Origin of the sequence: Facklamia sp. P12955, from assembly GCF_050409565.1 — a bacterium.
Taxonomy (GTDB): domain Bacteria; phylum Bacillota; class Bacilli; order Lactobacillales; family Aerococcaceae; genus Facklamia.
Map to the genome: position 1 here is coordinate 26699 of NZ_JBNUPF010000002.1, position 15054 is coordinate 41752.

At 35.0% G+C, this 15054-nt stretch carries 14 protein-coding genes; 11 read left to right on the forward strand and 3 right to left on the reverse strand.

Annotated features, from left to right (window positions below; all coding sequences use genetic code 11):
- Positions 1–112: 112 nt before the first annotated feature.
- Positions 113–1456 (forward strand): DEAD/DEAH box helicase, encoded by a 1344-nt coding sequence (locus tag ACQV2G_RS00765; RefSeq protein WP_428875808.1) that lies wholly within the window; start codon positions 113–115, stop codon positions 1454–1456.
- Positions 1457–1468: 12 nt separating this feature from the next.
- Here ACQV2G_RS00765 and ACQV2G_RS00770 read toward each other — a convergent pair whose 3' ends face one another.
- Together ACQV2G_RS00770 and ACQV2G_RS00775 are read right to left on the reverse strand one after the other, a co-directional pair.
- Entirely contained in the window at positions 1469–2347 is an 879-nt protein-coding gene (locus tag ACQV2G_RS00770; protein ID WP_428875809.1) for a DUF1189 family protein, read from the reverse strand.
- 94 nt (positions 2348–2441) lie between these two features.
- Entirely contained in the window at positions 2442–5096 is a 2655-nt protein-coding gene (locus ACQV2G_RS00775; protein ID WP_428875811.1) for a YfhO family protein, read from the reverse strand.
- Positions 5097–5268: 172 nt separating this feature from the next.
- Here ACQV2G_RS00775 and ACQV2G_RS00780 point away from each other — a divergent pair, with 172 nt between their 5' ends.
- The 7 genes from ACQV2G_RS00780 to ACQV2G_RS00810 all read left to right on the forward strand — a co-directional run bounded on the left by ACQV2G_RS00780 (position 5269) and on the right by ACQV2G_RS00810 (position 11004).
- The gene (locus tag ACQV2G_RS00780; RefSeq protein ID WP_428874690.1) at positions 5269–7392 is read left to right on the forward strand and encodes a peptidoglycan D,D-transpeptidase FtsI family protein; all 2124 of its coding nucleotides are present in this window, start codon (positions 5269–5271) and stop codon (positions 7390–7392) included.
- Positions 7393–7473: 81 nt separating this feature from the next.
- Positions 7474–7950: a terminase gpP N-terminus-related DNA-binding protein gene (locus ACQV2G_RS00785; protein WP_428873789.1), complete on the forward strand. Its 477-nt coding sequence runs from the start codon at positions 7474–7476 to the stop codon at positions 7948–7950.
- A gap of 14 nt (positions 7951–7964) precedes the next feature.
- Positions 7965–8579, forward strand: a complete 615-nt coding sequence (locus tag ACQV2G_RS00790) for an endolytic transglycosylase MltG (RefSeq protein ID WP_428873788.1) — start codon at positions 7965–7967, stop codon at positions 8577–8579.
- Between the two features lie 89 nt (positions 8580–8668).
- Positions 8669–8821 carry a 50S ribosomal protein L33 gene (gene rpmG / locus ACQV2G_RS00795; RefSeq protein ID WP_090290502.1) on the forward strand — a complete coding sequence of 51 codons (153 nt, stop codon included), beginning with the start codon at positions 8669–8671 and terminating at the stop codon, positions 8819–8821.
- Positions 8822–8943: 122 nt separating this feature from the next.
- The gene (locus tag ACQV2G_RS00800; protein ID WP_428875812.1) at positions 8944–9627 is read left to right on the forward strand and encodes a rhomboid family intramembrane serine protease; all 684 of its coding nucleotides are present in this window, start codon (positions 8944–8946) and stop codon (positions 9625–9627) included.
- A gap of 10 nt (positions 9628–9637) precedes the next feature.
- Positions 9638–10606: an ROK family glucokinase gene (locus ACQV2G_RS00805; RefSeq protein ID WP_428875813.1), complete on the forward strand. Its 969-nt coding sequence runs from the start codon at positions 9638–9640 to the stop codon at positions 10604–10606.
- Positions 10606–11004, forward strand: coding sequence for a rhodanese-like domain-containing protein (locus ACQV2G_RS00810; RefSeq protein WP_428873785.1), 399 nt, complete (start codon positions 10606–10608; stop codon positions 11002–11004). The genes ACQV2G_RS00805 and ACQV2G_RS00810 overlap by 1 nt, the downstream gene beginning before the upstream one ends.
- Positions 11005–11036: 32 nt before the next feature.
- Here the strand turns inward: ACQV2G_RS00810 and ACQV2G_RS00815 are convergent, their stop codons facing one another.
- Positions 11037–11168 (reverse strand): hypothetical protein, encoded by a 132-nt coding sequence (locus ACQV2G_RS00815; protein WP_428873784.1) that lies wholly within the window; start codon positions 11166–11168, stop codon positions 11037–11039.
- 141 nt (positions 11169–11309) lie between these two features.
- Between ACQV2G_RS00815 and gndA the strand changes: the two genes are divergently transcribed.
- Genes gndA through ACQV2G_RS00830 form a run of 3 tightly spaced genes read left to right on the forward strand, consistent with a single transcriptional unit; the run spans position 11310 to position 15014 of the window.
- Complete coding sequence (gndA, locus tag ACQV2G_RS00820) at positions 11310–12755, forward strand: NADP-dependent phosphogluconate dehydrogenase (RefSeq protein WP_428874692.1); 1446 nt, start codon at positions 11310–11312, stop codon at positions 12753–12755.
- A 59-nt stretch (positions 12756–12814) separates the two neighbouring features.
- A complete protein-coding gene (locus ACQV2G_RS00825) occupies positions 12815–13516 on the forward strand; it encodes a response regulator transcription factor (RefSeq protein ID WP_428873782.1) in 702 nt (233 codons plus the stop codon).
- Positions 13500–15014, forward strand: coding sequence for an ATP-binding protein (locus tag ACQV2G_RS00830; RefSeq protein ID WP_428874693.1), 1515 nt, complete (start codon positions 13500–13502; stop codon positions 15012–15014). The genes ACQV2G_RS00825 and ACQV2G_RS00830 overlap by 17 nt, the downstream gene beginning before the upstream one ends.
- Positions 15015–15054 lie beyond the last annotated feature (40 nt).

The window sequence follows — 15054 nt, forward strand, 5'->3', positions numbered from 1 at the left end:
TAGATCTTGGATTCAAGATTAAGAATCCGTCATATTTTATCAGATAGCTTTATGGTATACTTTTTTACGAATGACGTTATTATAAGCAAAAGAATATATAGAGGAGAAATATATGAATTTTAATGAATTAAATATAAAAGCATTTATTAAGCAAGCACTGGATAGAATATCATTTAAAAAGTTGACCCCGGTGCAAGAAGAAGTGATCCCTCTTGCCTTAAAAGGCGAGAGCCTTATTGTAAAGTCTCAAACTGGGTCAGGAAAAACACATGCCTTTCTTATTCCGTTATTGGAGCAATTAGATCCTAGCGATCAAAAAGTTCAAGCAGTTATTACAGCTCCTAGTCGTGAATTAGCCAATCAAATTTATGAATTTGCGACGGAATTAGTAGGTGATCAAAGTGAGAGTATCAGAATTTCACGTTTTATAGGTGGAACGGATAAGGAAAGACAGATAGATAAATTAGCCAACCAACAACCGCATCTAGTAATTGGAACGCCAGGGCGAATTTTTGATCTGATGCAAGCCAATGCTTTATGGGTACAAACAGCTAAGACGATGGTTGTGGACGAAGCGGATATGACTTTTGATTTGGGTTTTTTATCAATTGTCGATGAAATTGCTTCTAGAATGGCAGAGAATCTGCAAATGATGGTTTTTTCTGCTACGATTCCTCAGCAGGTAGCAGTGTTCTTAAATAAATACATGACCGGACCCAAAGAGATTACGATTAAACCGAAGCAAGTGCTAACTGACCAAGTGGAAAATTACTTAATTGATATCAAAGGGATCAAACGAGAGGAAATGGTCTATAATCTATTAACAATGGGTCAGCCCTATTTAGCAATTGTTTTTTGTAATACTAGAAATTATGCCGATGACTTAAGTGAATTTTTAAAAAGCAAGGGCTTAAAGATAGCCACCATTCATGGTGGCATGCAACCAAGAGAAAGAAATCGTTTAATGAAACAAATTCGAAATCTAGAGTTTCAATATGTGGTGGCTTCTGATCTTGCGGCCAGAGGAATTGATATTCCAGGTGTTTCGCACGTTATTAATACCGAATTGCCAAAGGACTTAGAATTCTTTGTCCATCGTGTCGGTCGAACAGCGCGAAATGACTTAACCGGCACAGCCTATACCTTTATGGGGCCTGACGATGAAGCGGCTATTGAGAGCTTAGAAGCCAAGGGTATTAAATTTACTGAAGTCAAATATAGTAAGGGTGAGTTAAAAGAAGTTGATCATCGGAGTCGACGCTCCGTTCGCAAGAATACACAAGAAAAAACACAAGATCCTAAGGTGAAACAATTAATTAATCGCGCTAAGAAGACTAAAGTCAAGCCGGGCTATAAAAATAAACTGAAGCAAGAAATAAAAGAGCATAAACGCTCAGTTGGCCGACGTAAAAATAAATTGAGAGCTAGACAAGAACGAAAAAATAAGACAAATTAAGGGACTCCTGAATTAGGAGTCCTTTTTGTCTTCATCTGTTTTAATATCTTCTTCTTTGATAATGTTGATATCCATATGAGATAACAATTGATGCATGAAGAGAGTATGTTGTTTAAAAGTATGGTAGATAATAAAGAGTGTTAGGCCCACAAAGAGATAGAAAGGAACATAAAAGCCTGACCATAATAATTGAATGATTTCTATCATTAAGATTGGCACAAAAGAACAAACCATAACTAACTTCATTCGCACCATAAAAGGTAAAGGAAAGTTTAAACGCATGTTCAAGATACCGGTTAATAAAGAGGTAATAACTAGAAAATAAAAGTGAGCGAAGACCGCGGCTATCCAAGTCATTATTATAGTAAAGAAGAGTTGAGTTAAACTAAATTGACTAGCATAAGTCAAAACGGCCGCTAGATTTTCTTTATTAGTGACCATATCATGATTAAAGGCAAAAACCTGACCATTTTCGGGTGTATAGACCAGTATTTGGTTTTTAACTAGTAACAAGTTGAAGGTGCTCGTCAATTGAGGGTCTCTATTATCTACTGACTTTAAAATTAAACCTTCTCCTTCAGAAAGATTGGTCAACTGATCGTCTATAATTAATTGAAATTGTCGTGATTCATAATATAGAGCTTTCTCGCCTTCATTAAGTTGGAGTTCACCCGCATTAATGTGGAAATCAGGTAGATAATTAATGCTTTCATTAATATCTGTTTGAATGGATCGCAGTGTTGGAAAAAGGGCTTTTCCAAAATTCAAAGCCATTAAAATGGTGATAATTAAAGGAAGGACTAATACTTGCTTCCATTTGACATTGAGGCTCTCGATATAAAAGCGTGGATTATTCAAGCCATTTTTAAGGATAAAAAATAATTTTTTCAAATAAAACATCCTTTATTCTATAATTTAATAGAGCTATCTTATCCAACTATTCAGCATTATGCAAGTTGGACGCCTATATTTATTATAACATGAATTATTTATTTTTATGGCGAAATTTGTTTTGATCTACTATTAATAAAGCAATAGCTAGAAAGCTAACCAAGCCACCATAATAGATAGAGTCGGGGAAATAAGTCATCTTAATTGTATGTTTACCTTTGGTCATTGGAATAGCCATTAAAGTATCATTTAAAACTGGAAGGGCTTCTACAGACTGATTGTCCACTTTAACATGCCAATAAGGATCATAAGGCAATGTCATCAGCAAATATCCTTCTTCTTGCTCAATATTAATTTGGCCTTCCAAAGTATTTTCTTCAAAAGAAGTAATTTTTAGAGACTTATTTTTTCTTTTTGTGATTAACTGCTGATAGTTTTTAAGGTTGAATTCATAGAGATTTATAAGGTTGGCTTTAAAAGTGTTTTTCTTTAACTTAACTCTAAGTGAATGTTCTTTACCTGATTTTTTAAAAGCCGCATCCATAATTTGGCGGCTGTTAGTAGGCGAATAAAACTCATAAGGCTTACTATCTAGTATAAGTTCAACTCTGTTGTTAGAAAAATGATTAGGAAAAGTAAAATAAAAGGGATTGTTTGATTCAGTATCAAAGGATAGGGCAAAAGAAGCATCCCTTTTGGGATTTTCTTTTTTATAGGTATAGAAGTCCCCATCTCCTTTATTGGTCACATTCAGATTTAGATAATCAATTTTTTTGAATTTTTTTTGTTCAAAGAATTGTAGCTTTTCACCGTCAAAGTTCAGCAAGTCTAATAAGATTTCTTGATTTTCAATGGGCTTATATTTTTTAAACTTAGCTTTTATAACCACAGGAGATACTTCCATTCCTAGTCCCAAAACATTCGGATTTTTATAGTAGACATAGCGCTTTTCTTTTTTGAGTTTTTGATGCGCTCGAATATCAAAATCGCTGACTTCTCGATATAAAGCGTAACTTTCAACCGTGGCATACATATTTGTATTGGAGGTGATATCGATGAGGTAGCGAATATTCAAAAAATCATCGGTAAACAGGGTCCCACTGGTGTAATAAATGGAATTACTAGTGTGTGGAATTCCCAAATAACCATACAGTTGGCTAGTAGAAGCCTCTAAGGTTGATCCAAAATGATTGACGCTAGGATAATTAGCGAAAAAGGATTCATTTTTTGTTCGATTAAAGGTCTTATGGATGCGATAGAATTCATTTTCTTTAGGTTGAACAGGGGCAATCATCTCATCCAATAAGGCAATATAATCTTTAAATCGAGAAGGTTGCACATAATGATCATTAGATGACAAAATGAAGTAACCGTTTAGAGTCATATCTCCACATGTTAGAAGGAGTATTAGGAAAAGCAACCCCTTATTGGGCTTGCGATTAAGATAGAAAATAAAACTAATTAAGAGCATGAAGATGAGGCTATAAAAGATTTTTGCATCACTTAAAAAGCTATAATTATCATTCAAAAAATAAAATAAACAAAAGACTGTTAAAGAAAAAACTATGGTGAGTATTTGATAGAGTCTGATCTTATGAACGTATTTATAAGAGCGAATCGCTAAAATTAATAAAAAGAATGAAACTAAGAATGAAAAACGAGAAGGATACCAAATCGGAAATTGACCAAGGTGCCATGCCTTATCTAAATTAGTGAAAGTAAAGGAGGCAAAGTAAAAGACTAATAACATAAAGCTGATTAGTTTTTCTTTCATTCTTATCTTAGCTGAGAGAAAGTATAAGATAAGAAGAACTACCACAGTCATGCCCACATAAAAATTGGCTGAACCGTTGGATAACTGATTAAAATTAAAAGCACCGATAAAGTTTTTGGCCAGTAAATCCATCAAGGAGTGTTCACTTGAACAATCAAAAATAAAATCGAAGGATCCTTTCTTATGAGCATTTTTGCTGCTCAGAGTTGAAATAAAAGTAGGGAGTAAAAAGAGTCCTGACAATCCGGTTGAAAGCAGTGAATATTTTATAAAAGAAAAGTATTGCGAAAAAACTTTTTTGATTGAAAGGTGTTTCTCATCTTCGAAAATGACAAAAAGACTATAACCCATTAAAAAGATCGAAATCATATAAGCTATGTAATAATGACTGATCATTGCAATCGCTAAACTAAAAACATAAAGAAGCGGTTTGTTCTCTTTGAGTAGATAATCTAGACCTAGTGCAATTAGTGGTAACCAGAATAATCCATCTAACCACATGATATTCAGTTGGTAGGCCATGGTATAAGACATGAAGGTATAGGCTTGACTAAAAGCTATATTCATGACTGGCTGGATGGTGTATTTTTTTTCAACAAAATAATAAAAACTGGCCGAAATGGCTAGCAGTTTTATGAGGGTTAAAAATAGAATGGCGAAATCTAAATTTTCAGTTTTAAAAAATAGTAAAATCAGATTAAAGGGACTCATTAAATAATACGCCCATAAGCCAATCATCTCACCACCAATTCCTTTTTCAAAAGAATAAAGGAAGAGTCTAGGATTTTCTGTGAGTGCTCGTTGATACAAACTGAAAAAATCGATGTATTGCTGGCTTAAATCAACGGTGAGCAGGGTACGTTCTTGTTGATCTCCTATGGGAATAAATTTCATCAAATAGGCTAACATACTTGCTATTAAGAAGCTAATAAATATATTCACTAAAATAAAATATTTTCTACTTTTAATTTTCACGAAAAAACTCCTTTTTCTTGAAACATTGCTTATCTATCTTAGCAAAAAATAGTGATAAAATCACAAAATAATAAATGTTAATTTATGACTTAACGGATAAAGTTTCAACTTGAGGTATAGTTTGCTATAATAACTTAGACTTTAGAAATAGATTACAGAAAGTATGATGAAGATGCCTAAAAAATTAAATAAAAATAAAAAAAAGAAGCGTTCACATATACCTAGGCGATTAAATCTTTTATTTTTTACAGCCTTTTTAGCTTTTACAGCCCTTTTTATTCGTCTGGGCTATTTGCAACTATATAAAGGAGAAAGTCTTACTAAAATGGTTCAACGAACCGAATCAACCATTTCAACGGGGGCTGTGCCTCGTGGAATGATCTATGATAGCCAAGGTGATGTGATTGTCGGTAATCAACCGGAACGAGCTATTCTCTTTACCAGAGATCGTGCCTCGAGGGTAGATAATGGAGATCTTATTAAAATTGCTACTCAGTTAGCCTCTTTAATTGAATTACCAACTCAAGGAGTTACCGAAAGAGATAAGAAAGATTATTTTATCGTAAATAATATCGACGAAATTCGTAAACGTTTAAATGATGAGGAACTGCTTTTATCAGGCAGTCAGGCTTATGAAGCTCAATTATCAAAAGTTGAAGACGAAGATTTAGAATTTTCGGAAGCCGAATTAAAAATTATTGCCATCTATAAACGTATGGCAGCTGCTTACGAGTTATCGACCGTTACGATAAAAAATAAAAATGTTACCCAAGAAGAAATAGCTAGGGTGAGTGAAAACTTAAGAAACTTACCCGGCATTCAAATTGGGACTGATTGGCAAAGAGTTTATCCTAAAAAGGATATGCTTCGTTCTATCCTAGGACAAGTTTCGACTGAAGAGCGCGGTATTCCAAGAGAAGACGCTAAGGAATTATTGCTTAAAGGTTATGCTATGAATGATCGAATCGGAATTTCTTATTTAGAAAAGCAATATGAATCGATTTTAAAAGGCTCTAAATCAGTTTTTAATATTGTGACAGATGCTAAAGATGATATTCTAAAAAATGATAAAGTCTACGAAGGTTCAAAAGGAAACAATCTGGTATTAACTATCAATACAGATTTTCAAGCTAAGTTAGATGAGATTGTTGAAAGCAGTTTAGTTAATATGGGAGCCGAACAGGGATTAAATGATCGAGTTTATGTGGTAGCCTTAAATCCAAAAAATGGTGAAGTATTAGGCATTTCCGGTAAGAGATATGCTTATGATAAAAAAAATGATACCTATAATCGTGAGCAAATTGTTGATGACGCTTTAGGAGCCATTAACACATCCTACGGTATGGGGTCTAGTGTCAAGCCTGCCATGATCTCAATGGGTTATAAAGAAGGCGTTATTTCTTTAACAGATAATGTAATTGTTGATGAACCATTAAAATTCCAAGCTTCTCAAGAGAAAACATCCCTATTCAATCGAACAGGGCAAATTCCTATTGATGATATGATTGCATTGCAACGTTCTTCAAATATTTACATGATTAAGTTAGCCATGCGTATCGGTGGGCAATACAATTATGAAGAAGAGGGACGATTGAATATTAATCCTCGGACCATCGATATTTTGAGAAGGAACTTTGCTGAATTTGGCTTGGGAACTAAGACTGGTATCGACCTCCCCAATGAATCAACGGGATATACACCTGCTAGTAATATGTTAGTTTCAGCACTTGATTTATCGTATGGTCAATTCGACTTATACACACCGTTACAGATGGCTCAATATGTCTCTACAATAGCTAATAACGGCAAACGTTATTCACCTAGATTGGTTAAAGAAGTTCGCGGAACTGATAAAAACGGTCAATTAGGTGGGATTGTTACCACTATTCCACCAAAGTTAATGAATGTCATTCAAAATGAACCTGCCCAAATGCAAAGAATTCAAGAAGGAATGCGAATGGTTTCCCATACCCAAGAAGGAACTGCTTCATTTTATTTGCAGGATTATCCTTTTCAAGTAGGGTCGAAAACGGGAACGACAGAAGCCTTCTATGCAGGACCTATTCAATATGCAAAAAATGATCCTGTTATAAATGGTACTTACATTGGTTATGCACCCTTTGATGATCCTGAGATAGCTATTAGCGTGATTGTCCCTTACCTTAACCAGTCTTCATACGGTGGTGAAGCCACTCGAATAGCACGGGACGTGTATAATGCTTACTTTGAATTGAAATCAGCCACTAGAGAGACTATTATTGATTATAAGAATAAGAAAAATTTAACTTCGCCTTAATTAGGGTTAAATTTTCAGAAAGATTTATTTAAATCTTCACAAAGGTTTGCTAAACTGAGAAAAAATAGATGAGGTGAAATAATGGATATTTGGATTTTAGTACTGGCTCTATTGGTGCTGGCAATTATTGTCTTGGTGATGTCTTTGTTTACCAAAGACTCTACAGGTAATGCAAGCTTAAATAAAAAGCTTGAAGATCACGCAGAAAAAATCAGACAGTTACAACATTCGATTAATCAACTCAAGGTGGAAGATACTTCCATTGAAAGTGTTGAGGAAGAATTTATGCAGCCTTTAACAGCTCAAGATGTTTATTTTGCACCCAAAGAAGATGCTGAAGAATTTGAAGCAATTGAAGCAGTTGAAGAGCATGAAGCTCTTGAAGTTGCAGAAGAAGTGGTTCAACCGCGTGTCAATTATGATGTCAATGATCGCAATCGCGAAGACATCATTCGTTACTATTCACAAGGTTATACCTTAAAAGAAATTGAAGATGAGGTTGATGAAGAGCTCGTAACCATTCAATACGTGATCGATGAATATATTGAAAACCGCTAGTTAGGAGGTTTAATATGAAAAAAGAAAAATTAAGATCATTAGGGGTGGGGCTTCTAATTGCCAGTTTACTAACGGCTGTTTATGCTACCTTTGTTCAAGGGTATGTGCCAATCGAGGGAGTGACCTTACCTAGCTTACTTGATGGGCAAGAAACCAGGCAATTAAAAGACAAGGTTAAAGAAAGTGAAGCCAGTTTAGAAAAACTAACAGGCGATAATGAAAACTTAAAAAAACAATTAGAAAAAGTGACCACCGATAACGAATCCTTAACAGAAAAGGTTGCTAAACAAAGAGAATCAATTGATTATTTAGAGTCACTGAGAGATGAGAGTGATAATACTGAAGAACAAGATGAATCCATAGATTCTAATGATGAAACTGCAAGTGAAGATAATAACCAAGCTTCTGCTGAAGGAGCCTTTGTAATTCGTCAAGGAGAGAATGCTAGTCAGATTTCTCAGCGATTAGAAACAGAAGGATATATTACCTCCGCTCAAGAGTTTCAAAACCTTATCGAACAATGGCAATTATCTTCATTAATTCAAACAGGCGAATATCAATTGAACTCTGATATGACCATTCATGAAATTGCTAGCCAGTTAACTCATGGAGCTTATTATTATCAATAAAAAACCATAGCTAAATTTTAGAAACAATGGTATAATCTTATAGTGCTGTTCTTGGAAGAGTAAATATTTTTTAGTTTGGAGGGAAAATCATGCGCGTAAACATCAATTTAGAATGTACTGAATGCGGTGAACGTAATTACTTAACTAATAAAAACAAACGTAACAATCCTGATCGTCTGGAAGTTAAAAAGTACTGCCCAAGAGATCGTAAGGTAACATTACACCGTGAAGTTAAAAAATAATTTTTATGAAAGTCTGGGCCATTAATGACCTAGACTTTTTATTTTTAACTGAATTAGGCTCAATAGGAAAAAATAGCTACTTAGTGTATAATGGACTTCAAATTATTAAAGGAGTTTCAAATATGAAAAAGAGACGTATTTTAGCCTTACCCTTCGTTACTTATTCCTTAGTAGCGATCAACTTAATGGTCTTCATTTATATGTTAATAAGATTTCAAACAACAACATCCTTAGAGGCTTTAATAAAAACGGGAGCGAAGTCCAATGAATTAATTCTTTATGGTGGAGAATGGTGGCGATTAATTACACCAAGCTTTATACATATTGGTTTTGAACACTTGCTTTTTAATAACCTTTCTCTTTATTTTATAGGGCAAGACTTAGAAAAAATTCTTGGACACGGACGCTTTTTAATAATTTATTTACTTGCTAGTTTTGGGGGCAATGTATTTTCTTTTGCCTTTAATGACAATGTTTCAGCAGGTGCTTCGACAGGTATTTTCGGCTTGTTTCTAGCTTATATTGTCTTAGCGAAAATGTATCCCAATATGATTGTTTTAAGGCAAAGAGCCATTAATTTTTCACTGTTAATTATTTTGAATGTCATTACTGGTTTTTCTTCTCAAGGGATTGATCAGTGGGGACATTTTGGTGGAGCGGTATACGGTGGTATGACGACCTTAGTCTTAGGTCTAGGTCACCGATTGCATGCCAGTGTTGATAAGAAGATAAGATCAGGGGTTTTTTGGGGAATATTTATTTTGACTGCTCTCTTAATTATGGGTAAAATTTTTAACTATCGCTAGGAGGCTGTATATGAAAAAGATTATCGGCATCGATTTGGGTGGAACGAGTGCTAAAATGGCCATTATTTCACAAAAAGGTCAAATTATTGAAAAATGGTCAATACCAACCATGACTCAAAATAAAGGTCAAAAAATTGTTCCTTCGATTATCGAATCTATTCAAAACAAATTAGAAGAAAGACAAGAAGTAGCAGAAGATTACCTAGGCATTGGAATGGGTAGTCCGGGCACTATTTTAGAAGATGGTTCAGTTAAGGGAGCCTATAATTTAAATTGGGTACACCCTCATCCCGTTAAAAGCCAATTTGAAAGAGCAATCAACCTTCCCTTTATGATCATTAATGATGCTAATTCAGCTGCTCTTGGTGAACTCTGGCAAGGAGCAGGCAAGGGTTGCAGTGATTTAGCAATGTTAACTTTAGGAACAGGAGTTGGAGGAGGAATTATCTGCCAAAATCGTTTGATTAAAGGAGCTTCGGGTTCAGCGGGAGAAATTGGCCATATAACAGTGGACTTTACCGATCGTTTTCCTTGTTCATGTGGTAAAAAGGGATGCTTAGAAGCGATTGCTTCAGCCAAAGGTCTCAATAACTTGGGTCAACTTCTTGCTAAAGATTATCAAGGCCAATCTTCTTTGTACCAAATGTTCCAAGCTAGCCAAGTGGTTGAAGCTGAGGATTTAATGGTAGCAGTAAAAGCTAATGATGACTTTGCTCTGGAAATTTTTGAAAACTTTTCAAAATACATAGGCTTAGCTTGTTCATACTTAGCAAACATTCTCAATCCGCAACAGATTGTTATCGGAGGGGGTATCTCCAAGGCTGGAGACTCCCTTAAGGAATCCATTGAAAAACAATATCAAAAATTTGTTTTTCAACCTATCAAAGATCAAACACAAATAAGCTTAGCTGAATTAGGCAATGACGCCGGAATTTTAGGAGCAGCTTATTTAATTTTAGTAAAAGAAAGTAGGAAATAATGATGAGTATATTTGAACTGTTTTTGTGGATAATTGTAACTGTTCTTTTAGTTTATGGTATTTTCTGGGTAAGCCTTTGGATAATGCGCAAACGATCAGCCCAATTGGTCGCTAGTGGAGAATTAAATGAAATTATTCGCAAAGTCCAAGTGGTGGATGTTCGTGAAGCGGGAGAATTTGATGCACGTCATATTTTAGGAGCTAGAAGTATTCCAATGTCGCAATTTAAAATGCGTTTTAGTGAAATTCGAAAAGATATTCCTGTTTATTTAGTGGATGATAATTATTTTTTAAGTTCAAGAGCTGCTAATATATTAAGAAAGAATGGATATGACCAAGTCTTTATTCTAAAGGGTGGAATGGAAAAATGGTTTGGGAAAACCAAATCGAATCAATAAAAAATGAAGTGGCAGAATCCACTTCATTCCTATTATCCTTTATAATGAAAAAAAGAAATTACGAGACTAAAAATGACACCAGCTAACATGGTAATCACCATAATAATCGAAAAGATTTTTATACGTCGATCGTATTTACTTTTCTTTTTTTTGTTGGCTTTCATTGGCTGGAACCTCCTATCCATTGATAAAAATAGTGTAACGCAAACGCCTATAAAATGCAATTTGTCTTTATTAAGTTAACTTTAATTCAAGTTAAAAGTTTGTTAGAATGAGATAATCATGAAAGTGAAGGAGATAATTAGATGACATTAGCTCAAATTGGTGTAGTTGGAATGGCTGTAATGGGAAAGAATTTAGCGTTAAATATTGAAAGTAGAGGTTATCGTGTAGCAATTTATAATCGCTCACAGTCTAAAACAGAAGCAGCCATAAACGAAAATAAAGATAAAAATTTAGTAGCTAGCTATGACTTGGAATCCTTTGTTCAATCAATTGAAAAGCCTCGCCGTATCTTGTTAATGGTAAAAGCAGGTCAAGCGACTGATTCTACAATCCAATCACTTTTACCTCTTTTAGACCAAGGAGATATTTTAATCGATGGAGGGAATACCTTCTTTAAAGATACTATGAGAAGAGCAGAAACTTTAGCTGACTCTGGCATACATTTTATTGGGATGGGAGTTTCTGGTGGGGAAGAAGGTGCCTTACATGGTCCTGCCTTAATGCCTGGTGGACCAAAAGAAGCCTATGAATTAGTTGAGCCTATCTTAAAAGAAATTGCGGCAAAAGCACCAGCTGATCAAGAACCCTGTGTAGCTTATATGGGAGCAAATGGTGCCGGTCATTATGTTAAAATGGTTCATAATGGTATTGAGTATGGTGATATGCAATTAATTGCCGAATCCTATGCAATCATGGATAAATTATTAGGAATGTCTGCAGATGAGATTGCTCAAGTCTTTGAGGAATGGAACCAAGGAGAATTAAATTCCTATCTAATCGAGATCACCGCCAAGATTCTTAAGGAAAAAGACCCTGAAAGCAAGCGACCAATGGTTGAAATGATTATTGATAAAGCTGGTAATAAAGGGACTGGAAAATGGACCTCGCAATCAGCTTTAGACTTAGGCGTTCCCTTACCTACAATTACAGAATCGGTTTATGCGCGCTTTATCTCTGCTTTAAAAGAAGAACGTGTTAAGGCTTCTCAAATTATTCAAGGACCTTCGCATGATACTTCTAGCTTCCAAAAGGATCGTAAACAGTGGATAGAGAAAATTCGTCAGGCACTTTATTTTTCAAAAATTATGTCCTATGCTCAAGGGTTTGCAGAATATCGCAGCGCTTCCGAAGAATATCAATGGGATTTAAATTATAGCCAAATTGCCCGTGTCTTCCGTGCAGGGTGTATTATTCGTGCGCGCTTTTTGCAAGATATTTCTGATGCTTTTGATCGTAATAGAGAATTAGATAACCTTTTATTAGATAATTTCTTCACTCAAATCACTAATCAGTATCAATCAAGTGTTCGCGAAATTGTTTCTTTATCAGTTCAAGCGGGTGTTGCTGTTCCTGGATTTTCAAGCGCAATTGCTTATTATGACTCGTATCGTAGTGAAGTACTTCCAGCTAATTTAATTCAAGCACAGCGTGATTATTTCGGAGCGCATACTTATGAACGTGTGGATAAAGTTGGCAGCTACCATTTCATTTGGGATGAATCGCGTGAAGAAAGAGTAGACCAATAGTCTAAGACCTTAATAAACGTTAATTGGTTAGTAAGTTAAGTCTATAGGAGGAAGTTCGCATGGTAAAAAATGTAAATCAACGTGTCTTAATTGTTGAAGATGAGAAGAACTTAGCTCGCTTTGTTGAGCTTGAGCTTCAACATGAAGGCTATGAAACAGCTATCTGTTATGATGGGCGCAGTGGTTTGGAAAAGGCCTTAGAAGAAAAGTGGGATGTTATTTTACTTGACCTAATGTTACCTGAATTAAATGGGTTGGAAGTTGTACGCCGTATTCGTCCAGTTAAAGATGTACCTATTATTATTATGACGGCTAGAGATTCTGTCATTGATCGTGTTTCAGGTCTTGACCAAGGAGCAGACGACTACATCGTTAAACCATTTGCCATTGAAGAATTATTAGCCAGACTCAGAGCACTTTTCCGTCGAATCGAGACTGAAGATGAATCAAGAACTCAAAATCAACCTTATCTAAAATTTAGGGACTTAGTGGTTGAAAAATCAAGCCGTATGGTGAAAAGACAAGGTGAGTTAATTGATTTAACTAAAAGAGAATACGAATTATTAGTCTTTTTAATGGAAAATATCAATATGGTTATGCCACGAGATGTCTTATTAGAACAAGTATGGGGCTATAAATCCGAGGTTGAAACTAATGTGGTGGATGTTTATATCCGTTATTTGAGAAATAAAATCGATATTCCAGGAGAAGAATCTTATATTCAAACGGTTCGTGGTACAGGCTATGTCATCAGAAACTAAATCATCTTCTGTCTTTACTTTTAAGAAAGACCAACCCCTTTCGCTTAAATGGAAATGGGGTATTTTCTTATCCTTAGCAATGATTATGCTGTCATTTATTTCACTTTTAATCTATCGCCAGTTAACGATTCAAATGTACGATGAACAATCAAAGGAAAGTCATCAGATGCAATTTGAATTTTTAATTAAGGGGCTATCCGACCAAGATCAGCCTTTCCAAGCTCAACAATTCCTTGACCAAAAAGAACAAGATAGTGAGACAAAAGTTAAGTTTTTAATAGATCACTATTCTAACGACCAAACTATCATTCGCCTATATAGTCCCGAACAAAAGTTATTAAATGAAAGTCAGCATTTTCAATATCCTATTGGATCATCTAGTAAAGAGCTTGAAAGGCAAAATATAAAAGGAAAGAATTATCTAATCGGCTCTAGTCGGATTTCGAGTCGTATTAATCAAGAATTATTAGGCATTGTTCAATATATTGTTCTACCTGAGGCAAAAGTAGCGTATGTTCAAAAGTTAAATTATTTTTTGATTCGTTGTTTTCTAATAACGACTTTGATTTCAATATTATGTGGCTTTTTAATCGCTCATTATTTTTTAAGGCCCTTAACTTATGTTATTAACACTTTAGATTTATTAGAAGGAGATACTCTCTCTCAGGTTCGTGTTGTTCGACCGCGAACCAATGATGAGTGGAGCGATTTAAGTTTACATGTTAATAAACTGCTCGATAAGATTGAGCTTTATGTAAAGGGTCAAAAACAGTTTGTGGAAGATGTTTCGCACGAATTAAGAACGCCGGTAGCGATTGTTGAAGGACATTTAAAGATGTTAAATCGCTGGGGTAAAGAAGATCAGCAGGTTTTAGATGAATCTATTTCTGCTTCGCTGCAAGAAATTACACGAATGAAGGAATTAGTCCAAGAAATGTTAGACCTTTCAAGAGCAGACCATGTAGACGTGGATTACAAAGACGAAGTAACCGAAATCACCACCGCAGCTTCTCTAGTCCACCATAATTTTGAAATTTTATATCCAAACTTTCATTTTTATTTAGATAATGAGAAAAGTAAAAAAGTTTATGTCAATATTTATCATCATCACTTTGAACAGATCTTAGTAATATTACTTGATAACGCTGTGAAATATTCGACAGATCGTCCGGAGATACATATTTCAGTCAGTCAAACCATGAATAAGGTTGAAATTGCTGTCCAAGATTTTGGAGAAGGAATGACAGCAGAAGATAAAGAGCGTGTTTTTTCAAGGTTTTACCGAGTGGATAAAGCACGAGCGCGTGCCAAAGGTGGTAATGGCTTAGGGTTAAGTATCGCTAAACAATTAGTAGAAGGCTACCACGGAAAAATTCGGGTGGAGTCTGTCTATCAAAGAGGATCGATCTTCTATGTTGAGTTTCCGATTTTAACGGACCAACACTTAATTTATAAAAGTGAAAGGATTGCCAAAGAACTTGCTAAAGAAGAAAAATAAAACGAGCCTCAGCACAATAATGTGGTGAGGCTCATTTTAT

What these genes read in the sequence shown, in the direction of transcription:
- rpmG (WP_090290502.1), top strand. Translation starts at nt 8,669, where the DNA reads ATGCGCGTAAACATCAATTTAGAATGTACTGAATGCGGTGAACGTAAT.
- gndA (WP_428874692.1), top strand. Translation starts at nt 11,310, where the DNA reads ATGACATTAGCTCAAATTGGTGTAGTTGGAATGGCTGTAATGGGAAAG.
- ACQV2G_RS00780 (WP_428874690.1), top strand. Translation starts at nt 5,269, where the DNA reads ATGCCTAAAAAATTAAATAAAAATAAAAAAAAGAAGCGTTCACATATA.
- ACQV2G_RS00785 (WP_428873789.1), top strand. Translation starts at nt 7,474, where the DNA reads ATGGATATTTGGATTTTAGTACTGGCTCTATTGGTGCTGGCAATTATT.
- ACQV2G_RS00825 (WP_428873782.1), top strand. Translation starts at nt 12,815, where the DNA reads ATGGTAAAAAATGTAAATCAACGTGTCTTAATTGTTGAAGATGAGAAG.
- ACQV2G_RS00790 (WP_428873788.1), top strand. Translation starts at nt 7,965, where the DNA reads ATGAAAAAAGAAAAATTAAGATCATTAGGGGTGGGGCTTCTAATTGCC.
- ACQV2G_RS00765 (WP_428875808.1), top strand. Translation starts at nt 113, where the DNA reads ATGAATTTTAATGAATTAAATATAAAAGCATTTATTAAGCAAGCACTG.
- ACQV2G_RS00805 (WP_428875813.1), top strand. Translation starts at nt 9,638, where the DNA reads ATGAAAAAGATTATCGGCATCGATTTGGGTGGAACGAGTGCTAAAATG.
- ACQV2G_RS00830 (WP_428874693.1), top strand. Translation starts at nt 13,500, where the DNA reads ATGTCATCAGAAACTAAATCATCTTCTGTCTTTACTTTTAAGAAAGAC.
- ACQV2G_RS00810 (WP_428873785.1), top strand. Translation starts at nt 10,606, where the DNA reads ATGATGAGTATATTTGAACTGTTTTTGTGGATAATTGTAACTGTTCTT.
- ACQV2G_RS00800 (WP_428875812.1), top strand. Translation starts at nt 8,944, where the DNA reads ATGAAAAAGAGACGTATTTTAGCCTTACCCTTCGTTACTTATTCCTTA.
- ACQV2G_RS00815 (WP_428873784.1), bottom strand. Translation starts at nt 11,168, where the DNA reads ATGAAAGCCAACAAAAAAAAGAAAAGTAAATACGATCGACGTATAAAA.